Consider the following 20,831-nt stretch of genomic DNA (forward strand, 5'->3'; position numbering starts at 1 on the left):
CTTAGGGTTTCTATCAATTAAATGCGGCGTTTTTAGAAATTATGATGCCGGGTTGAGGGGGGCATGTTAATCCGGCACGTACAATCCGGAATTATCTTAGCTAGTCGTTCACTGAATGCCACCAGGTTAGGGAAGGTGGCATTTTTATATGGCGTTGGGATGATGAATGACAGGTTGGAATTTGAAGTTGATTGTTAATTAAATGTTTTTTTTGGTTATTTGTGGAGAGATAAAAAATTATTGCTCCAGTGGAGGGGTTGTGACTTTTATGGATAATGCAAAACGTTGTCTGACATTTACTGAAAATGAAGTAGCGGTTACCTGGTTTTTTATGACCGGGATGACAGTAAGGCAAATAGCCGAATGGATGAATCTGCCGGAGAAAGCAGTCAGTTATTATAAACGGAGAGTGATGAAAAAAATCGGCGTGAAGAATGATAATGAATTCATTATGTGGTTTTTGGAAAACAGGCTTTCTTATCAGAGGAGCGAGATTGAATTTTCTATCCTCCGTCAGAATAAAAGAGCGATCAGGATAAAGTAAATGTTGCAAAAAGATTTAATTGATATGGGAATTAAAAAGAATGCAAGATGCATCCTTACCAGCCTGTTTTTACTGTTATCACTTACAGGTTGTAGCCATAGCATTTCGTCAAAAGCAAACAGGCAAGACTATACGCTCAGCCATGATTATTCTTCACTCGCCCAAAACGAACGTATTCGTTTCCTGGTTTTTCATTACACGGCCGCTGATAACGCGACATCGTTAAAACTTCTTACAGGTAATAATGTCAGCGCCCATTACATTATTCCCGAGTCGCCTGACAATACAGCAGATAAACCCCTCATCTATCAACTGGTCCATGAAGATAAGCGCGCCTGGCACGCCGGTGTCAGTAACTGGAATGGGCGTGTCAATCTCAATGATTCTTCTGTCGGTATTGAGATTGTTAATCGTGGTTTTTCAGAAAATATGTTGGGACATAAAACCTGGTATCCCTACGATGAAAAACAAATCAAGGCGCTTGTCGCGTTGTCCAGGCGCATTATCCAGCGTTATAATATTACCCCTGATAACGTAGTCGGTCATAGTGATATCGCCCCCCTGCGAAAACAAGACCCCGGTAAGCTGTTTCCCTGGAAACAACTGGCTGCTCAGGGGATCGGGGCCTGGCCGGAAGCAGAGAAAATAAAAAAATATCTCAACGGTCGTCTGCCAACCGCACCTGTGAATGTTCATGAAATGCAGGTGCTACTTAAAACCTATGGATATGATGCTATTCCACAAACGGGTGTGCTGGACGAGGAGACTATAAAAACCATTCAGGCGTTTCAAATGCACTTCAGACCGGCGCTTGATAACGGCATACCTGATGCGGAAACAGAGGCAATTGCTCAGGCGCTTAACGAACAGTATCGCCCAAAGGCCATCGATTGAAGGGATCATCAACTCAAGGTCAGGCAGCGACTTTGAGCATCGGGCTGTTACCGACGCCAGTCACGCAGAGGCAGTATGCTGGGTGGGCGTCTAACGGGCAAACGTTATGTTTAGGCTGACTCCTTATAAGGGCTCCTGTCAGTTTGTGAACGGAGCCAGACGGCGATTCATATCGCAATTTTCCCGTGTTGGCTGTTGTGGATTTAACACCTGGTAAGGCATGTGGCGCGTTTCTCCTGTACTCGGCTTTGCCTTCAATACGTCAATCTGACGGGTTGAGGGCAGGAGCCAGCGCGATTGTTCGTTTTCACGCCCGACATGCTAGCAAGCGATGCGTGGTCACCTGTCAGGCTTGCCTGCACCATCACATTTTCCAATGACGCCTCATCTTGTAACTTCTCAACTCGCGTGACAGTATCGTTACATGTATATACATGTACTACCGTTTACGCATCCATCCGTTCAACAATAGGTCTCAACGCACCGCGTATGCTGTGTTCCAGTGAGGAAACTATGCCAGCTGAATCACCTGCAGCAGATTATTCAGGCGCAGAGAAACCGCGCCTGTCAGAAACCCGTTCGATTGATTATATCCCGCCGCGCGAACGTCACGGGCAGCCTTTCAGCCAGTTTACCCTCTGGTTTGGCGGTAATCTGCAAATCACCGCCATTGTCACGGGCGCGCTGGCTGTGGTTCTGGGCGGCGATGTGGTGTGGTCGCTGGTTGGGCTGCTGGTCGGCCAAATCATCGGGGCGGGCATCATGTCGTTACATGCCATTCAGGGCCCGCGCCTGGGGTTACCGCAGATGATCACCAGCCGCATGCAGTTTGGTGTATTCGGTGCGGTCATTCCCCTGGTGCTGGTCTGTATAATGTACGTCGGCTTTTCTGCCAGTGGTACGGTGCTGGCGGGACAGGCGCTGGCGAAGCTTATTCACGTCAGCAACGCGACCGGAATGGTGGTGTTTAGCGCCCTTATTGTGGTGATTGCGGTGCTGGGCTATCGTGTGATTCATCAACTGGGGAAACTGGCGAGCGTGATCGGCGTCCTGGCCTTTGCCTATTTATTCATCACGCTGCTCTCCACTCACGATTTATCGGCGGTATGGCAGAATCGCCATTTTACGCTGGCTAACTTTCTGCTGGCGATCTCGCTGTCTTCCTCCTGGCAAATTGCGTTTTGCCCCTATGTCTCTGACTATTCGCGCTATCTTCCCGCCGATGTTTCCGCAAGGAAGCTGTTCTGCTCGGTGTTCTTTGGCAGCATGACCGGCACCCAGGCATCAATGACCCTGGGCGTGATCGTTGCCGCGATCGCCGGTAAGGCCTTTTCAGGCAATGAGGTTGGCTATATTGTGAGTCTGGGCAGCAGCGCCACCATGGCGATGGTGATCTATTTCGCCATCTGCTTTGGCAAAATTACGTTCACCACGTTAAATGCCTATGGCAGTTTTATGTCTCTGACGACCATTGTGTCGGGTTTTCGCCAGCAAACCTCGCTCAGTCGGGCGGGGCGCGTTATGTTTGTCACCTCAATGGTGACGCTGGCCTGCGTTATTGCCCTGCTGAGTGAACCGGCTTTCCTGAAATCCTTTACGCACTTCCTGCTGTTTCTGCTGGCTTTCTTTGTGCCCTGGAGCGCGATAAGCCTGACTGATTTTTATCTCATCACCCATGGCAAAGTAGATATCCCGGCGCTGTCGCAGCCAGACGGGCGCTATGGGCGCTGGAACGGGGCCGGTATTTCGGTCTACTTTCTGGGCGTGCTGGTGCAACTGCCGTTTATCGATAACCCGCTTTATCATGGTTCGCTGACCTGGATCTTTGCCGGCAACGACATCTCGTGGATCATCGGCTGGATTGTGACGGCGCTGCTGTGGCTGCTTGCCTGCCGGTGGGATCGGCGGGGCAAACTTGAAGCGTCTGTCTGCCCGGCCAAATAACCGCGAGACGATCGCCAACCGCGGCGATCGTCTCGCATCATGTCCAACATTCCCGTCTGTTGCCGTCTGCCAGGGCAGGCTTGAACCTGTTACCCTGCGGGGAATTTTCCAGGTGTGCAGCCGATGACGCGCTTAAAGGCTTTTCTGAATGCACTTTCTGACTCGTATCCCAGCGAGGTGGCAATATGCAGTACAGAGTCATCAGTCTGTTGTAAGCGGTCGCAGGCCAACAGCATTCGCCACTGGGTGAGATAGGCAGCAGGAGCCATACCCACGGTTTGGCTAAAGTGTTGTGCGAACGCCGAACGTGACATTCCCACTTGCGTGGCGAGCGTTTCCACTGTCCAGCCCTGTCCGGGGGCATCGTGCATACAGGCTATCGCCGCGCTCAGCTTTTTATCGCGGAGAGCAAAGAGCCAGCCAGTGCGGGGAGTTGTGCTGTCATCGGCGTGCAATCGCAGGGCCTGTATGACCAGCATAAAAGCCAGTTGCTGCACGATAAGCTCGCTGCCCGGCTGAGGGGCGCGCACTTCCTGAGCCATCCGTTCAAGTGCCCAATACATCGCCTTTTTATCTGCGTCTCTGTGAACATGCACCACGGGTGATAAGGAATGCAAAAGCAGGCGTGCAGCGCGGCCAGCCAGTAAAAAATGCCCGCCTACCAGAAAACAACCTGACGTTTCGTGCGTTTTGGTTGCGATATCGGAAATCATTTCAGTCCGGACGGTCTGAAAATCGACCGGTTTTTGCGTTAAGTCTGTTGCCAGTCTGAAAGGGGGGCCGGGAGGTAAAAGATAACACTCTCCAGCGGTGAGCCTGACGGGCTCTGCCAGTCCCTCAACGGACAGCCAGCAGGATCCAAACACGACGGCATAGCATTTGACCCCGTCATGAGCGGGCCACTGGACTGCCTGTGCAGGATCAAGAACAACACCGCCTGAAACGTAACTTTCAGTTTTGAGTAGCGATAACAACTGTGATAGCGGGTCCATAGTCTGCTCCGGACGATCGGACATAAAACAGCGACGTTCCAGCATAGAATGTATTACGCCTCCCGTCTAAATTAGCTGCATCGGGTTGTTAAATGATGGCTGATTCACAGTAAGGACGAACAGGATGCGAATTTTTCTTACCGGCGCGACGGGATTTATCGGCACCGCGGTTGCCGCTCAGCTTATTGCCTCCGGCTACCAGGTTTCAGGGCTGACCCGCAGCCAAAAAGGCGCGGAAGTGCTGGCTGCTGCGGGTGTCGAACCCTTTTTTGGCGACATTAACGACCTTCAATGCCTGCGGCGCGGCGCGTCACTAAGCGACGGGGTTATTCACACAGCGTTTAATCATGATTTTTCCACGTTTGTCGCCCAATGCGAAAAAGACAGGCTGGTGGTTGAGGCGCTGGGTGAAGCCCTGGCGGGAACGCAGCGGCCGCTGATCGTCACGTCCGCCGTCGCGCTGGGCTCAGCAGGGCCTGGCAGCCTGGCAGTTGAAAACCACGTTAACGTTGAACACCGCAATCCGCGTAAGGCGACAGAACGGGGCGCAATGGCGGTCTTAGAAAAAGGGATCAATGTTGCCGTCATCCGGCTCTCTCAGGTGCATAATCCCTTGAAACAAGGGCTAGTGACCTCATTGATTGAAACGGCCCGGCAAAAGGGCGTCTCGGCCTGGGTGGGCGAGGGTCAGAACCGCTGGTCGGCAGTACATATCAGTGATGCTTCACGGCTTTATGTCCTCGCCCTTGAAAAAAATCTGGCGGGCAGGCGCTATCATGCCGTAGCAGAAGAAGGTATTCCCCTGCGCAGCATTGCCGAAACGATTGGACAGGTGCTTGATGTGCCGGTGGTACGCATTGAGGCGAGTGAAGCATCAGCACACTTTGGCGCGTTGAGCAAATTTGTTGCAGAGGACATGTCTGCTTCGGCTGCAATCACCCGCAGGGAGCTGGACTGGAAGCCACAGGGGCCCGGCTTACTGGCTGACCTTGAGCAGGTTCGTCTGCGTTAAAGGGATAACGACACTGCTCTGCCAGGTCCGCTGCACCCTAAGTGGGCCTGCTCAACGTAATATGCCCTGCCAAAGCGACATCGTTCTGCGCGTCGCCGACCGCAGGCGGCCAGGTGGTGTGCTTTCCCCGGGGAAAACCCCTTTTTCAACTGACGGGTAGGAGTGTTTGCCTTCTGCAAGGTGGCGGCTTTGTGTTTGACGTGGCGGTTGTGCGGCAATCGTGCCTGTCTCGCTCGGCATGTTTTGCACTGAAGCCTGGCCTGCCGGGCCTTGCTGCGCTTTCGCGTATTTCCCCCGCTACCAGCAGAGCATGTCGGTTGAGTGAAACCGATGGCGATATCTTACTTGCCCGAAAGTAAATAAGTCTTATTTTCAGTCGGTTATGAACACAACGCCGCTAAAAATGGCTGCCTTACGCGGTTTTTATCCGATTAAAGAGGCAGTGGGTCAAATTTTTCATAGACTACTATACGTAATCACGTTGTTCGCAGATAACCGAGAAAACAGCGGTTACTGATTTTAGTGACCTTTCATACAGCCGAAGGCTGTCGATTGCTAGAGAAGGGAAAATGATGTCGTTGATCTTTGATGAGTTCTCTGGGGTGCCAACCTGGGTGCCTGCGGTTTTACTGGTTATCTTTTCGTTAATTGTGGGCTTTCTGTCCCGATTTGTTCTTTTTGTGTTTATTCGCTACTGGCAAAATCGCGACAGAAAACTGTTCAAATCGCTTGAAAAGCATCTACGTGGATCCCTGTTTCTTTTTATTCCCCTACTGCTCATCAATATTGGGGTGAATTATATTAATATCCCCCAAAAATCCCTAAATTTTATCACCGCCACCGCCAATATTTTTATTATCCTGTCGGTCTGCTCGGTATTAATTCGGTTAACGAATGTGGCGCAGGATATGCTCTTTATCCGTTATGACATTAATCTGTCGAATAACCTTCGCGCCCGCAAGATTCGTACGCAATTAATGTATGTCAAAAAGGTTGCCATCGTCATCCTGGTGTTATTCTGTCTGTCCATGATTCTGCTGAGCTTTCCGGGTGTGCGTAAATTTGGCACGACGATTCTGGCGGGTGCTGGCGTAGCCGGAATCATCATTGGCTTTGCACTGCAGAAGTCGCTGGTGAATCTGTTTGCCGGAATCCAAATTGCCTTCACGCAACCGATAAAAATTGACGATGCCGTGGTCGTGGAAAAAGAGTGGGGCTGGATTGAGGAGATCAATCTGACCTACGTTGTCGTGCGTATCTGGGACCTGCGCCGACTGGTTCTGCCCATTACCTACTTTACCGAAAATGCCTTTCAGAACTGGACGCGGAATAACGCGCAAATACTCGGCTCGGTTTTTCTTTACGTGGATTATTCCATGCCGCTGGAACCTCTCCGCCAGCATTTTGAAAAAGTACTCAGTGAAACGAGGCTTTGGGATCAGCAGACGCAGGTGCTCCAGGTCACCGATACCAGCGAAAAAACCATGACCATCAGGTTGTTAATGACCGCACAGAACTCTCCCACGGCCTGGGATTTACGCTGTTACGTACGTGAGAAAATGATTGAGTTTATCCAGCAACATTATCCGCAGAGTTTGCCGCATGTCAGAGCGACGCTGACCGATTCGGAGATGAACGGCCAGGAGGCCAGGTCGCAACCGGGTTCGCTTGGGTGACAGCGCACAGAATACAGATGCGCCGGACGGGGCATAAGCGCTATTGTGCCTGTGTCTGGCGCACTTGTGCAGCCAGTCAGCGGATTCATTCGTTCATCGATCGTTAATCTGTTGTTAGTGAACTGCTCTGAAATCAGGCCCTTACTGGCGAATTTATGACTCACAGGACGTCATGATGAAGAAATTTTTGGCATTAATGTTTGCGTGTACTGTCCTTGTCCCCTTGAGTGCTGAGGCCGACAGTACCTATGTTTTTTTTCGTCATGGTGAAAAACCCGACAACGCAAGTGGTCAACTGACCTGCAAAGGTCTTAATCGAGCCTTGAAACTTCCTGCAGTGTTGCTGAGCCGCTATGGAAACCCGGATGCGCTTTACGCCTCTGCACCAAAAGAGGATAAAACAGGGAGTTCGCTGCGGCCACTCTCCACGCTGATCCCTCTGGCGGTGCAGGTTTCCAGGCCTGTAATACTGCGCTTTCACGCGGATAAACCCCGTAAACTGGTCTCTGACCTTCTCAATGAGAAACGCGTTCCGCTGACCATGATCGCCTGGGAGCATAAAAATCTGGTCATTGCTGCCCGGACACTTGTTGAAAAAACGGGCGGAGATGCGGGGCTTGTACCTGACTGGCCGTCAGCGGATTTTGATTCAATTTATGTGGTAAAAATTGACGATCGTCAGCACTTCAAATCATTTACTCAGGATGCAGAGGGGCTCAATGACGTTTCATCCCAATGTCCTGACCAGTCATAATTGACGAAGCCGGGGTTTGCTGTGTGGCAGAACGGCATCCAACGCGTAAAGGTGGCGAGAGCCTGTTAATATTTTTGACAATCGGTTAAGCGGGATGCGTTTTGATGGACAAAAGTGATCTCACGGAAACGTCTCGGATCAAACATGGGGAAGAGGCGTTTGACGTCACCTTATTGCAGGTTAAGGGGGCGACGCGCTGTATCCTTTTTGCTGCGGGGCTGGGCGGCAGTCCGCTGCGCCATCTTGAACTTCTCCAGACCTTTGCCCGCCATGGCGTTTCCGTTGTCGCGCCACACTTTGAACGGTTGACTTCACCCGTGCCCGCCAGCGCTGAATTACTGGAACGCTGCCAGCGGCTTGCGCGGGCTCAGAATGAATTTTGTAGCGGTTATGCGTCGGTTACCGGTGTTGGCCACTCCCTGGGTAGCGTGATTTTATTGCTGAATGCCGGGGCTGTAGCGATGACAAGCGCAGGGGAATCGGTTGTTTTCACAGGCGACCGGATGTTGCATCGACTTATTTTACTGGCACCGCCCGCCGATTTTTTCCAGGCTCCGTCTGCGCTGGCAGCGGTGAACGTACCTGTTCACATCTGGGCAGGTGAAAAGGACAGCCTGACGCCCCCGTCCCAGGCCTGCTTTCTTAAACAGGCACTGGAGGGTTACACGCAGACTTATCTCTGTGTGATGGAAGAGGCCGGGCATTTTACCTTCATGAATACCTTGCCTCCGCAGGTAACCGATTCACATCCGTCGCGGGAGGCCTTTCTTTTAGATTTGGGCGAAAACATAGCCCTTCTGGTGACTGATTAGCACAGAGGGCGGGGCGATGAGATTTTTGCAGGGATAACCTCTTCCAGCTGATACGATTCAATCATACTCATCAAAAGCATCATTTCATCCTGTCTTAGGGGCTACTGTGAAACAGAAATCGATCTATCGCGTGGGTGACTGTGACGTCTTCAAGGTTTCTGAACTTGAGGCGTCATTATCTGTGAGCATGCTATATCCAGACCAGCAGCTGGACGGCCTTTCTCCTGAAAATATCGCGCTTTCGGTGCATAGCTGGATTGTCCGGACGCCGGATAACGTCATTGTCATTGATACAGCGAGTGGTAATGGACGTGAGCGCCCCGGCTCTCCGCTTTCCCACCAACTGGATACGCCTTATGAACAACGTTTTCGCGAGACAGGCATTGATCCCGATGAGGTGGACGTCGTTTTGCTCACCCATCTGCATGGCGACCATGTTGGCTGGAATACCCATCAGGTTGAAGGCAAGTGGACGCCATTTTTCAAAAATGCGCGCTATCACTGTTCCGCTATTGGCCTGAAAAGCTGGCAAAACGATCCGGCAAGAAAAACGGTTTTAGAAGACAGCTTTAACCCGGTGATCGATGCCGGGTTACTTGAGACGTTCGATGTGAGTCAAACGCCGCATTTCGCAGAAGTGTTACGCGTTGTCCCGACACCGGGGCACAGCCACGATCATGCGTCGATTATCCTGCACAGTGCGGGGGAATATGCCTTATTCAGCGGTGACCTGATGCATAACGAGCTTCAGGTCAGGCAGCCTCATCTGGCCTCACGCTTTTGTGCCAATGCAGAGCAGGCTGAAGTTCAACGCCGCTGGGCGATGGAATGGGCTGTCGAGAATCAGGCGCTATGGTTCAGCGCTCACTTTGCCCGAAGTTCCGCCGGTTATATCAATAAAACGGCAAACGGCTTTGAATGGCGTTTTGTCTGAGCCGGTTGGGTTATCTCACGTTGTCATCCTTGCCTGACCTCAGTGCGCCCCGCGTTGAATGGCGGTGCCGGGGCAGGCGGCATCAATCTAGGATTTCCCCACGTTGCACGCGTCCCCGCGACGTTTGCGCGCAATGGAGAAACGGTTCGCATGGATGCGCCCGGACGCCTGACTATCGGGGTTAACTGTGTATCTGGTGCAAGCGATCTGACCCTAAAAGGTCAGGGCGTGACCGCGACGTTCGAAAACGGGGTGCAGCCTCACGTTAAGACAGGCGAACTCATGCCGCTGCCTGACGCGTGGCAGGCCCCTGGCGCTATTTCCCCCGCCGGTTGATGTCTGCGCCGTTGCGCGCATTTATTGATTGTCTTAAAAAGGATCGCAAGGCTTCTGCGGATTCCGGCATGCGCTTAGGTTTCGCGTCGGTGGCGGGTAGGCGAGCGCTAAGGTGCAGCAAGGTTGTCGCAGTCCGACTGTTTTCGGCACATCGTAAAACGGCGACAAAAAGAGGCCGCAACAGCGGGCATTAAATCGTTTTTCCAGGCAATATCCAGGTCACCGACATTGTCACATGTCACACCTGCCGACACATCGCGGCAGCGGTGACGTTCGGCGGTCGTCATCGCACTTTGTAAACCGGTACTCAGATGGGATTGATAGTCATCAAGCGCATCACGAATGTCAGCCGGTGCGAGCCATTCAAGATGTTTAGCCGGGCACTGGCGAGCGAGTTCAGCCTGATAGATCTGCCAGACATTGGCAACGGGGGGCGCTGCCAGCGCAGCGGTCGTTCCTGCAAACAACAAGACAGCCATCTGATATCGCATGATCATTTTCACCGCTCAAAGCCTGAACGTTCGGCCTGGTTTATTGCGGATAATACCGCTGCATCAGGCTCATCCCTAAAGTCACCCTCAGCTACGGTCGAAAAGCCGGGGTTAACAGGGTGCAGAAAGCCGATCAGCGCCTTTACGTCAGTCTCTGCTGCGCTGAGCGTAAAGGGCACTATAGCACTGCACTCCCTCTTCCAACAGGGCCTCTTATCAGCCAAAAACGGCGTAGAAACCGGGCGCGGTGATCCCGTTGGCGATGCTGGCCTTAAGCCTCGTGAGACGGTGTGATGCATCGGCGTGCTGTCAGAAAAGATGCGTTGCATGGTGGTGTTTTTGGATGCTTCAAGGCGCCGTACGGCAATGTCTTTGATCGCATTACCACATGGACAGGTCGCAACGCCGTTCTGCTGCTGGCGCGCTGTTTCGCAGTGCCTGGCAGTCGGCTTACACCAGGGGCACGTGGACATACAGGATGTTTTCAAAGCCGGACCGGGAAGGGGGAACAACCGTCCAGTACAGTCGGCACCCCTCACAGAAATGTCCGCCCCTGATGAGGGGCAAATCGCGCTTTTGGCCTGAACTCGGGTCTTATCGACAGGCGGGTAACGGTCAGGCGCATTTCCTGTGATTTGACGTGCCGTCAGCCTGCACAAGGCATTACGACCAGCTTGCCTGCCCGGTTGCAATCTCGCTCAGTGGCTCTTCGCGCCACTGCCAGGGTTGCCGAAGAACGACCCGGCTGGCGAATTTGGCAATACCGATCTCATCGTCCAGCAAACGATCCATCAGATCCTGAAACCTGTGAAGATTCGGGGCGATGATTTTTAACAGATAGTCATAGCCTCCGCTGATGTTGTAGCACTCTACAATCTCCCGGTACTTACAGGCGCCGGATTCGAATTTGATAAAATCGGACGGGTAATGACTGTTCAGGGTGATTTCGGAGAACACAACCAGGTTATTACCCAGTTTGTTCAGCGTAACCCTGGCGGCGTAACCCGAAATAATTCCGCTCTGCTCCAGGCGTCGGGTGCGCGCCAGGCAGGGACTGGGGCTGAGGCTGATCGCCTCAGCTAGTTCCACTATCGAACACCGCCCCTCGCGCTGAAGATGCTCAAGTATTCTGATATCGGTACGATCGAGGGGTTTAGTGTGCGTCATGGTCAGGTGATTACCTCAGAACAGACTGGGAAGCCCTGGCGGCCGTCGCTTCTGTCAGCGACTGATCGAGGACATCGATTATCATTCCCGCCTGATCTGCCGTCAAGACCAGCGGTGGGCGAATTTTCAGCACGTTGTGGCCCATTGCGCATGCGCTCAGCAGCACGCCTTTTTGACGCATTCTGTTCACCACCTGACTGGTCAGCCAGCGATCCGGGGTGCGCGACAGACGATCGGAAACCAGTTCCACGCCAACGAAGAGGCCGGCACCGCGAACATCACCGATCGCCTCATGCTTTTTACCCAGCGCGGTTATGCCATCAAGCAGCTGTTTGCCTACATCGCGCGCATGGGCAACCAGGCCATCCCTTTCAATGGTTTTCAGAACGGCCAGTGCGGCTGCGCAGGAAACGGTATTGCCCGCAAAAGTATTGAAATACCGTGAGCGTTGACCAAACTCCGCCAGCACGTCAGCGGTGGCCAGCAGGCCGGCAATCGGCTGACCGTTGCCCATCGGCTTGCCCAGCGTCACCATGTCCGGAATAACGCCGTGGCGCTGGAAGCCCCACATTGTCTCGCCTGTGCGCCCAAAGCCGGGCTGAACTTCATCGGCAATAAACACGCCACCGGCCCGCTTGATGGCTTCAACTGCACCTTTCATAAAGCCCACCGGACCAGGCAAGATGCCATCGCTGGTGAACAAGGAATCGACGATCAGCGCGGCGGGTTTGATGCCGTGACGCTGCAGGTCGGCGATTGCGTTTTCCACGTCGCGCGTGAAGCGCTCGCTAAGATCGGCTCCCTCAGCATGATAAAGCCGTGGGGCAGGAATCAGGCGCACATGGGCGCCAAGATCCACCGACGTGCCTAAAGAGGGCGAGAACTGAGACACCGCGTCCGTGATGCCGTGATAGGCCGTCTCGGTCACAATAATGCCGGTGCCCCCGGTACGAACTTTGGCAATACGGTAAGCCAGGTCATTGGCCTCACTGCCTGTGCAGGTCAGCATCAGATGCGCAAGCGCGGTTTCCGGCACGGTGGCCAGCAGGCGTTCGGCCAGTTCCAGAATGGTGTCGTGCAGGTAGCGGGTATTTGTTGCCAGCGTCTGAACCTGCTGACAGATGGCCTCGGTGACGGCAGGATGGCAGTGCCCAAGCGAGGTGACATTATTATAAATATCCAGATAGCGACGGCCCTCAGGATCGATGAGCCACACGCCTTCACCGCGCACGATATGTAAGGGATGCTCGTACATCAGGCGATAGGCTGGGCCGAGCAGCGCATCGCGCCGTTGAATCATCGCGGCGGTGACCGGCCCCACGTCGACCTGGCCGGGGATATAGGCGTTTACCATATTGAGATCTGTCGTGCTTTTCATACAATTCTCCGGTTTCAGAGTTCAGCCAGCAGTCGGTCACGTGCCGTATCGCGAGACAGATCCGCCATTAAAGACAGCGCCTCCCACGCGGCTGGATTGTGCCGCATGATATAGGCGCGATTGTGTGGATAGCGAACCGCGCGCCACTCGGTAATCAAAACGGTAATCAGATGACGGGTCGCCATCAGATCGGTCACGACCGCCTGCTCCAGATCGGTAAGCGGGAGCGTCTGGTGGTAGGCGCCGACAAACTGGGCGGCGCCGGCAAAAGGATCGACGCTGCCTGTCATCTGAAAGGCCGCCGCGGTTGCGACTTCGCCGACCAGGGGGGCATAAAGCATGTCGCCAAAATCGATAATGCCCGTAATATGATCCTGCGCCTCTGGCGCAACCATCACGTTGTAGAGATGGAAGTCGTTATGGATAACCTGCGCCCTCAGCGCCGGAAGGCGCGGCAGGATATGGGTGATAAAACGTGTCATAAATTTTTCAGCCAGCCTGCGACGGGTGGGATCCACGAGGTCTTCCAGCTTATCCATCAGGCGATGCGCGGCTGAAACGTTCCAGAGAAGATCGTGGCTGGCAGCGGGATGGCTGAATGCCTGTAAAGCCAGGTCAAGCCGGGCCAGACAGGTGCCCATCGCGCAACGCTGTGCTGGGGTTCTCTCCGTATCCTTAACCTGTATACCGTCTAAATAGGTCAGCATTCTGACGGTCGTTATTTCTCCGCCGTCAAGAGTGACGTTGTCACGCAGGGAGCCCTCTAGCGTTCGCACGACGCGCGGCGTGGACAGCCCGGGCGCAGCCTCGGCGATGTGATTAAGCGCGGCAATCTGAAAATCCACGATGGACAGCGCTTCAGAGGGATTACTGATCTTTAACACGTAGCGCGTGCCGTCGGCCTGCTCGATGCAACAGTTCTGATCGCGCTCACTGGCCAGCGGCAGGACGGTGCCCTCAATGCCATATTTTTCAGACACTAAAGATTGGATAGCCGGTAGCGAAAGCGCTGGCGCAGCTGTGCTGAGTGCGACCGCCTTGGGCCTCTGTTCATCAGGCATCATATTTCCTCGTTTCTCCGCACCCAGAGACGCATTAAAGACCAAGCAGGCCGGCAAGCTGGCGGAAGTCGGTGAGCCGATCAACGCCATAACCTTCTAAGGCGGGTTCATGCCCACGATCGATAAACGCTTTGGCCATAAAGCCAAGGTCGGATGCCGTCATCAGGTCATAACGGAAGCTGGAGGAGCAGTGCATCATCTGCTCGGGTCCGCAGCCCAACTGGTCAAACATGTATTCGAAAATCTGTGCACGCGGCTTATAAGCCTGAGCCGCTTCAGCGGTGTACACCGCATGAAAAGGCGCTTTAAGATGGGCGACGCTGTGGGGAATAAGATCCACCATCGAATTCGACAAAATCACTAACGGAATATGTTGAGAGATCAATTCCAGCGTTTCCACAACGTGAGGATGTGGCTGCCAGGTCGGCACCGCGTTATAGAGAGTGAGTGCATCAGAATCGCGGTACTCCACATCATGCGCTTTACAGGCCCGCTGAATAGCGTTTTCAACGACCTGAAAAAACGGCTTCCAGTCACCCAGCACTTCATCAAGCCGGTAGAAACGGAAGCTGTCCAGAAACGCAGGCATTCGCTGTTCTGCAATCCGGTCGGCAAAAAGCCCCTTAGCGGTCGGCCCCATTTCAAAGTTTATGAGCGTTCCGTAGCAGTCGAAGCTGATAAATTTTGGCTGATAAATCATGCGATTAACCTCTTTAATTTGTTTTAAAGAAGTATATCGCTGTGACCGAACAGATAATTTCTTATTGACCCGGTAACGGAGTGGTTTTTGCTCAATTCACAGCGGAGGGCGGCATTATTTATCTGCCGCCAGCCACGCCCTCATGGTTTTCCCAACCTCTCTGCCCGTAACGCTTAGGTGCAGAGCAGAAATTTATCGGCCACACTTAGCCCAAAGACGTAGTTTGCACCCGCATTGTGTTTTACACTGCGCGCTGAAAAAATTGAGTAGATAAACGATTAGGTAGGCGGTAATGGCGATGAATGGAACAATCACAACCTGGTTTCAGGATAAAGGCTTTGGCTTTATCAAAGATGAAAACGGTGATAACCGGTATTTTCACGTGATTAAGGTCGCCAACCCTGATCTGATTAAGAAAGATGCGGCGGTGACGTTTGAACCCACCACCAACAATAAAGGGCTGTCGGCCTTTGCGGTGAAAGTCCTGCCAGAGAGCAAATACATTTTTATCGCGGGTGAGCGAATCAAGCTCACTGCCATCAAGTCTTATGTGGTCTTCAGCGAGGAAGTGCCTGCCAGCAGCCGTATCGATAAAGAAAATACGGTGCTGTCTGTGGGCATCTTGATGAACAATATCAAACCTAAATCCGCAGCCCAGGCCGATGAGATGCGTACGTTGAAAAAACTGGCCATCACCACCTTTCAGGGCGCAACCTTAATCTTCTCTGAAGATGAGATAGACATTGATGCCACGGTAAAAATGCTCAAGGTCTGACATCATCAGACCTGTCTGCCAGTGCCTCGCCTGACAGGGCGCTGGCGGCGTTTATGCCTTCTTTTTATCTCTCTTCGCGCCTTCCCGCCTGTGACTAACAGGTTTGTTATATATTCCAGTGCGCCTCTTAATGAGCTTACAGACTTCCTTCAACGTCGTCTCTGTTGCGCATAGCCGATTGCGTTAGCAAACCACCGGCTCCCTCTCAGCCAGCATCTGCAGGACGCTAACCCGGGGATGAGCGACTGACGGATACCGGACCCGACGTGGGGAACCTCACGACTTCGCGCATACAACGTCCGCTCGAATCTTAAGTGCGCACTACATCAGCGTCTGCAATCTGCTATCGCCTCAGGTATAATCCCGCCCATTCCTCATCAGATTCAGAGAACAAGATGGCAAAACTCACCTTACAAGAGCAGCTGTTAAAAGCAGGATTAGTCACCAGTAAGAAAATGGACAAGGTCCAGAGAACGGCCAAAAAATCGCGTGTTCAGGCCCGCGAGGCGCGCGAAGCTGTAGAAGAGAACAAAAAAGCCCAGCAAGAGCGTGACAAGCAGCTCAATGAACAACAACGGCAGGCTGTGCTTTCAAAAGAGTACAAGGCGCAGGTGAAGCAGCTGATTGACATGAACAAAATCGACATTTCCCGAGGTGATATCGGTTTTAACTTCACAGATAACAACCTGATTAAAAAAATCATGGTGGATAAGCCCACCCAGGCACAACTTATCAATGGCCGTCTGGCGATCGCACGTTTGCAGGTGGATAACAGCGAAGAGAGCCATTACGCCATTATTCCCGCGAGCGTTGCTGATAAAATTGCCCAACGTGATGCCAACAGTATTGTCTTAAACAGTGCGCTGAGTCAGGAAGCCCAGGATGAAGACGATCCCTATGCCGATTTCAAAGTACCCGATGATCTGATGTGGTAATGATTGCAATCAGGCGGGATAACCGCTGAGCCTTGCTGCAAAGTGCTGCGCACTTTCGCCGCAGGGCTCGTGCCGTTTGCAGCCATAATCAAACCTGATCCGATCGCTTTCGGGATCGAAACGCAGCGACTTTCATGCGATTGCCACAGGTCGCCATGCTGCACCAGCGGCGGCGGTGCGATTTACTGAGGTCATGGAAAAGCAGGATACAGTCATGTGCTTCACACTGGCGCACGTACGTAAAGCTGTCACTGACAACAAGCTCGACCAGTGCGTTGACCACCGGCCAAAGCAGGATGGCTATGCTTATCTCCTCGTGGCTAACCGCGATCTGGTATCGCTGCGCGTCATCATCCCACGCCAGTCGCTTCGTCGGGCGCCCGTCCTTATAGAGCCTGTTAAGAACAGTCAGATCCGCAGATAAGCCATTCATCGCAGCATCGACAAGTGCACGTGCACTGTCGCGCAGCGCCCGCGCTTCATGTAACAGCCCATCAGGTGCCTGCAAAGGCGCGCCATCCGGCAAGATCCCTGCCATCTCCAGCCAGAGCATCACGCGTCGATCGTCGCTGAAACAGTCATGTCGCTGCTCGTCCACGCCGTATTCACTATTGATAAAGTCCAGTGCGAGGTTATCCGCCAGGAAAAGGAAGTCGTGGGTGTTGAGATCGGGGTTCATAGCTGCCTGTAACTGTTAAAAACATATTTGACAGGTTAGCAAAACAGATCGTAACCTTCAAATAATAACTTTAACGGTTACATCATAAGGAAACATCATGGCGGCTTCAAAATCCATTACGACGACAGACAGTTTGCGTACGCAAGACGTTAACGATGCACAGCAACGGGATGGCGTAAAATACCGCTACGAACAGGTTGGCGACGTCAATGTGTTTTACCGCGAAGCGGGCGATCCCAACAGGCCGACAATACTGCTGTTACATGGCTTCGCGGGATCCTCATTTATGTTCAGAGACCTGATCCCGCATCTTGCGGGGCACTACCACGTGATTGCACCCGACCTGCCTGCGTTTGGCTTCACGGAATCTCCGGCACGAGGCGAATACGTTTACGCCTTCAGCCAGCTGGCAATCACTATTGAACAGTTAACGCAACAGCTTAAGCTGGAGCGCTATGCGCTGATGGTTCATGACTATGGCGCCCCCGTCGGCTGGCGGCTTGCCGTCAGTCATCCGGAACGGATTACGGCCATTATTTCTCAAAACGGTAACGCCTATGAGGAAGGACTGGGTGAGGGCTGGAAACCGATCCAGCGCTACTGGCAGGAACCCAGCCAGGAAAACCGTGACGCGCTGCGAGACTTCCCAACGCCAGCTTCGATCAAATGGCAATATCTTGAGGGCGTGCCCGATAAAAGTCGTGTCTCACCGGATGGTTACACGCTTGAGGGTTTGCACATTCTTCAGCCGGGTAACGCGGAGATTCAACTCGATTTGCTGCTGGATTACGCATCAAACGTGGCGCTGTACCCGGCGTTTCAGAACTACTTCCGTCAGTTTCAGCCCCCCTTGCTGGCGGTGTGGGGGAAAAACGATCCCTTCTTCCTGCCGGCTGGTGCCGAGGCGTGGAAACGGGATCTGCCCGATGCGGAGATTCGCTTCTATGATACCGGACACTTTGCGCTGGAAACGCACGGCCTGGCGATCGCTGCGGCTATTACCGACTTTCTGAATAACCTGCACCTGAAGTAAACCGGTGCCGTGAGCCGTGACAACAAGAGGCGTTTGCGGGCTGAAGCGGCCTGGCACAACAATGTCAGCCGTGTTCCTGGCGCCAATGTAAAGGCGTTGCGTTAAAACGGACTGGGGCTGACGATGTGAAAGGGCTCACCGGTAACGGGATGAACAAACTGCAGTTCACTGGCATGAAGCATTAACCTTGGCGTCTGTTCCGTGCCCGGCAGCAAAAGCCCCCCGTAGAGGTCACAGCCTAAAATCGGATGGCCCAGCAGCTGGCAGTGAATACGCAACTGATGAGTGCGACCGGTTTCTGGGATCAGCGTCACGCGCGTCAGGGGAATTACACTGGCGTCATCCCGTTTAAAGTTAAAACGCTCAACAACCCGATAACGGGAACGGGCAGGCTTGCCCCATTCGGCGCAAATAGACATCCGTGGAAAACGGGCTGGGTCTTTCGCGATGGGAGCATCGATGATGCCTTCTTCATCCGGTAAATGCCCGCACAGCAGGGCGCTGTAATGCTTAGCCACCGTGCGCGCGCTGAATTGCTGGCTGAGCGCCGCGTTAATGGTTTTGTTACGCGCCACAACCATCAATCCGGAGGTGCCAAAATCCAGCCGGTGCACCAGTGTGCAGCCGGGGAAGATCGTCACCAGGCGATAGTGTACCGAGTCCAGGTTTTGGGGGTTTTTGCCTGACAGGCTCAACAGCCCACTGGGCTTGTCGATCAGCACCAGATGGTCGTCCTGATAGAGAATGCGTATCTCCTCATGGCACGGCGGGGCAATAAAAGTATCAACGATCGTAGACATCAGTGGGCCTGGGGGGGGAACAGGCGCTGATGATAACGAATTTTCACCCCCCAGGCGAACGGGGCGCTATAAGCGTCAGCCCGGAAAGGAAAAAAGTCTGATACTGGCTTGCAAGATCGCGAGTCTCTGTGTCGACCCGGTATCACATCGCGCTATTCATCTGGTTTTTACCCTGCTCCCGGCGGCAAACGGCGACGATCGTATCACGAAGCCAGCGGTGCACCGGGTCCGCGTGCAGTCTTGGATGCCAGATAGCCAGCACTTTTATCACCGGTGTAGCTACCGGCAGGTCGAAATGCACCAGGTCGGCGCGCCGATTGGGCCCGACCAGCGCGGATGAGGGTACCAGCCCAATGAGGTCTGTCTGACAAACAATATTGATGGCGCTGCTGTAAGTCGGAACGGACATCAGAATGTCCCGGCGCAGTTGAAGCGCATCAAGCGCGGCGTCAACAGGCCCAGAGCGGGCATTATTTCTGGACATGACGATATGCGAAAAGCTGGCATAGCGCTCTGCCGTCACGCCTGGGTTATCCAGCAGCGGATGATCGCGTCGGCAGATGCCCACAAAGTGGTCGCTGAATAGCAGCCTGGTCTTGAGTTCCGGCGCATCCGTACCCAGCACGCCAATTTCAAGATCAATCTTGCCTTCACGCAACGCATGCGGCGCTTTATCTGATTTATTGACGAAAATGAGTCGTAGCTTGGGCGCGGTCTGGCGAAGCTCGTTAAGCAGCGCGGCGGCGGTTAAATCGATAAATCCTTCATTCGCCCGTATAACGATGCTGCGCGCGGTTGTAGAAAGATCGAGGCGTTTATCTGCGGGGCGCAGCAGGGCGAACGCGTCCATAGTCGTCTCATGGACGCGCGTGGCCAGTTCAGTGGCATAGGGCGTTGGAACCATATTATGCCCGGCCTGAACCAGTAGCGGATCGCCGGTCGCCAGGCGTAAGCGGCCTAGCGTGCGGCTCATGGCTGAGGTACTGAGCCCCAACCGTTTCGCTGCGCGTGTCACGCTGCACTCTGTCAGCAAAGCATCCAGCGCAGTGAGTAAATTCAGATCAATATCAGGCATAAAGTCAGACCCTTGCATCAGACGCAATCTATTATTGCATCCTGTGCGTCTGGCTCAACTGTTCTTTGCGCATTAAAGTCGTTATTTCCGTAACCAGCAGGAGTAACTCTTATGACGCTTCATTCATCTCAGGCCGACAAGCCCAAAATGTTATTAATAGGTGCCTCACGAGGTATCGGGTTGGCCATGACCAGTGAGCTGCTCAGCCGCGGCTGGGAAGTGACGGCAACGGTGCGTAACAGCCATCCCGAGGCTATGCAGGATTTGTCTGCACGTTATCCGCATGCACTTACCATTGAACAACTGGACATCAACGATACCGATCAAATTTCTCAGCTTAATTCGCGGTTGCAGCATCGTTGCTATGACGCGCTTTTTGTGAATGCCGGAACGGCGAATCCCAACCAGAGTGAGACGATTGGAGAGGTCAGTACCGAAGATTTTATTCACGTCATGGTAACGAATGCGCTTTCGCCAATGCGGGTTGTTGAAACCTGTCAGGATCGGGTCAGAGCCAACGGACTGATTGGCGTCATGTCATCCGGTCAAGGTAGCGTGGGAGATAATGTGAAAGGGGGAAGAGAAGTGTATCGCGGCTCTAAAGCCGCGCTGAATCAATATATGCGAAGCTATGCGGCACGGCAGGCGCGCTCTCATCCGGACCGGGCTTTATTACTGCTGGCACCGGGCTGGATCCGCACGGCTCTGGGCGGTGAAGAGGGGGCCTTTAGCCTTGAGGAAACCCTGCCTGATATCGTGAACGTCATCGAGCACAAGCGGGGCCGACCGGGGCTGGAGTATCTGGATCGCTTTGGCAAGCCGGTGACGTGGTAAACCGC

The 20,831-nt window shown here is 53.4% G+C and carries 22 protein-coding genes; 13 read left to right on the forward strand and 9 right to left on the reverse strand.

Going from position 1 to position 20,831, the window contains the following annotated elements; all coding sequences use genetic code 11:
* The first annotated feature begins 268 nt into the window (after positions 1–268).
* From DFO57_RS03975 to DFO57_RS03985, 3 genes are all read left to right on the forward strand, one after another.
* Positions 269–544, forward strand: coding sequence for a helix-turn-helix transcriptional regulator (locus tag DFO57_RS03975; protein ID WP_029568750.1), 276 nt, complete (start codon positions 269–271; stop codon positions 542–544).
* Positions 545–1,438 (forward strand): N-acetylmuramoyl-L-alanine amidase, encoded by an 894-nt coding sequence (locus DFO57_RS03980; RefSeq protein ID WP_105088132.1) that lies wholly within the window; start codon positions 545–547, stop codon positions 1,436–1,438. It abuts the gene before it with no gap.
* A 513-nt stretch (positions 1,439–1,951) separates the two neighbouring features.
* Positions 1,952–3,382: a cytosine permease gene (locus DFO57_RS03985; RefSeq protein ID WP_015700374.1), complete on the forward strand. Its 1,431-nt coding sequence runs from the start codon at positions 1,952–1,954 to the stop codon at positions 3,380–3,382.
* Between the two features lie 89 nt (positions 3,383–3,471).
* On the opposite strand, the gene DFO57_RS03990 is transcribed toward DFO57_RS03985, so the two are convergent.
* The gene (locus tag DFO57_RS03990; RefSeq protein ID WP_072138732.1) at positions 3,472–4,419 is read right to left on the reverse strand and encodes an AraC family transcriptional regulator; all 948 of its coding nucleotides are present in this window, start codon (positions 4,417–4,419) and stop codon (positions 3,472–3,474) included.
* A 79-nt stretch (positions 4,420–4,498) separates the two neighbouring features.
* Here DFO57_RS03990 and DFO57_RS03995 point away from each other — a divergent pair, with 79 nt between their 5' ends.
* From DFO57_RS03995 to DFO57_RS22565, 6 genes are all read left to right on the forward strand, one after another.
* Positions 4,499–5,386 (forward strand): SDR family oxidoreductase, encoded by an 888-nt coding sequence (locus tag DFO57_RS03995; RefSeq protein ID WP_110015093.1) that lies wholly within the window; start codon positions 4,499–4,501, stop codon positions 5,384–5,386.
* Between the two features lie 572 nt (positions 5,387–5,958).
* The gene (locus tag DFO57_RS04000) at positions 5,959–7,062 is read left to right on the forward strand and encodes a mechanosensitive ion channel family protein (RefSeq protein ID WP_176019091.1); all 1,104 of its coding nucleotides are present in this window, start codon (positions 5,959–5,961) and stop codon (positions 7,060–7,062) included.
* Between the two features lie 172 nt (positions 7,063–7,234).
* Positions 7,235–7,816 carry a histidine phosphatase family protein gene (locus DFO57_RS04005; RefSeq protein WP_014605907.1) on the forward strand — a complete coding sequence of 194 codons (582 nt, stop codon included), beginning with the start codon at positions 7,235–7,237 and terminating at the stop codon, positions 7,814–7,816.
* Between the two features lie 104 nt (positions 7,817–7,920).
* The gene (locus DFO57_RS04010; RefSeq protein WP_110015095.1) at positions 7,921–8,628 is read left to right on the forward strand and encodes an alpha/beta fold hydrolase; all 708 of its coding nucleotides are present in this window, start codon (positions 7,921–7,923) and stop codon (positions 8,626–8,628) included.
* 106 nt (positions 8,629–8,734) lie between these two features.
* Positions 8,735–9,562, forward strand: a complete 828-nt coding sequence (locus DFO57_RS04015) for an MBL fold metallo-hydrolase (RefSeq protein ID WP_110015096.1) — start codon at positions 8,735–8,737, stop codon at positions 9,560–9,562.
* Between the two features lie 42 nt (positions 9,563–9,604).
* Complete coding sequence (locus DFO57_RS22565; RefSeq protein ID WP_146206683.1) at positions 9,605–9,898, forward strand: hypothetical protein; 294 nt, start codon at positions 9,605–9,607, stop codon at positions 9,896–9,898.
* Positions 9,899–10,005: 107 nt separating this feature from the next.
* Here the strand turns inward: DFO57_RS22565 and DFO57_RS04025 are convergent, their stop codons facing one another.
* The 5 genes from DFO57_RS04025 to DFO57_RS04045 all read right to left on the reverse strand — a co-directional run bounded on the left by DFO57_RS04025 (position 10,006) and on the right by DFO57_RS04045 (position 14,695).
* Positions 10,006–10,377 (reverse strand): hypothetical protein, encoded by a 372-nt coding sequence (locus tag DFO57_RS04025; RefSeq protein ID WP_228225217.1) that lies wholly within the window; start codon positions 10,375–10,377, stop codon positions 10,006–10,008.
* 675 nt (positions 10,378–11,052) lie between these two features.
* Positions 11,053–11,556 carry an Lrp/AsnC family transcriptional regulator gene (locus tag DFO57_RS04030; RefSeq protein ID WP_014605903.1) on the reverse strand — a complete coding sequence of 168 codons (504 nt, stop codon included), beginning with the start codon at positions 11,554–11,556 and terminating at the stop codon, positions 11,053–11,055.
* A 10-nt stretch (positions 11,557–11,566) separates the two neighbouring features.
* Complete coding sequence (locus tag DFO57_RS04035) at positions 11,567–12,934, reverse strand: aspartate aminotransferase family protein (RefSeq protein ID WP_022622736.1); 1,368 nt, start codon at positions 12,932–12,934, stop codon at positions 11,567–11,569.
* Positions 12,935–12,948: 14 nt separating this feature from the next.
* A complete protein-coding gene (locus DFO57_RS04040) occupies positions 12,949–13,995 on the reverse strand; it encodes a phosphotransferase (protein ID WP_072136724.1) in 1,047 nt (348 codons plus the stop codon).
* 34 nt (positions 13,996–14,029) lie between these two features.
* Entirely contained in the window at positions 14,030–14,695 is a 666-nt protein-coding gene (locus tag DFO57_RS04045) for a haloacid dehalogenase type II (RefSeq protein ID WP_014593641.1), read from the reverse strand.
* Between the two features lie 292 nt (positions 14,696–14,987).
* Between DFO57_RS04045 and DFO57_RS04050 the strand changes: the two genes are divergently transcribed.
* On the forward strand, positions 14,988–15,470 hold the full coding sequence (locus DFO57_RS04050; RefSeq protein ID WP_013025692.1) for a cold-shock protein: 483 nt from the start codon (positions 14,988–14,990) through the stop codon (positions 15,468–15,470).
* A gap of 395 nt (positions 15,471–15,865) precedes the next feature.
* Complete coding sequence (locus DFO57_RS04055) at positions 15,866–16,405, forward strand: DUF2058 domain-containing protein (RefSeq protein ID WP_014593642.1); 540 nt, start codon at positions 15,866–15,868, stop codon at positions 16,403–16,405.
* An 88-nt stretch (positions 16,406–16,493) separates the two neighbouring features.
* Here the strand turns inward: DFO57_RS04055 and DFO57_RS04060 are convergent, their stop codons facing one another.
* Positions 16,494–17,084: an ABATE domain-containing protein gene (locus DFO57_RS04060; protein ID WP_013025694.1), complete on the reverse strand. Its 591-nt coding sequence runs from the start codon at positions 17,082–17,084 to the stop codon at positions 16,494–16,496.
* A gap of 97 nt (positions 17,085–17,181) precedes the next feature.
* On the opposite strand from DFO57_RS04060, the gene DFO57_RS04065 reads away from it, so the two are divergent.
* Positions 17,182–18,117 carry an alpha/beta fold hydrolase gene (locus tag DFO57_RS04065; RefSeq protein WP_014605899.1) on the forward strand — a complete coding sequence of 312 codons (936 nt, stop codon included), beginning with the start codon at positions 17,182–17,184 and terminating at the stop codon, positions 18,115–18,117.
* A gap of 101 nt (positions 18,118–18,218) precedes the next feature.
* Here DFO57_RS04065 and DFO57_RS04070 read toward each other — a convergent pair whose 3' ends face one another.
* Entirely contained in the window at positions 18,219–18,917 is a 699-nt protein-coding gene (locus DFO57_RS04070; RefSeq protein ID WP_022622738.1) for an RluA family pseudouridine synthase, read from the reverse strand.
* 142 nt (positions 18,918–19,059) lie between these two features.
* A complete protein-coding gene (locus DFO57_RS04075) occupies positions 19,060–20,010 on the reverse strand; it encodes a LysR family transcriptional regulator (protein WP_022622739.1) in 951 nt (316 codons plus the stop codon).
* A 93-nt stretch (positions 20,011–20,103) separates the two neighbouring features.
* Here DFO57_RS04075 and DFO57_RS04080 point away from each other — a divergent pair, with 93 nt between their 5' ends.
* Positions 20,104–20,826, forward strand: coding sequence for an SDR family oxidoreductase (locus DFO57_RS04080; protein ID WP_022622740.1), 723 nt, complete (start codon positions 20,104–20,106; stop codon positions 20,824–20,826).
* Positions 20,827–20,831 lie beyond the last annotated feature (5 nt).

Origin of the sequence: Pantoea sp. AG702 (assembly GCF_003182295.1) — a bacterium.
Taxonomy (GTDB): domain Bacteria; phylum Pseudomonadota; class Gammaproteobacteria; order Enterobacterales; family Enterobacteriaceae; genus Pantoea; species Pantoea ananatis.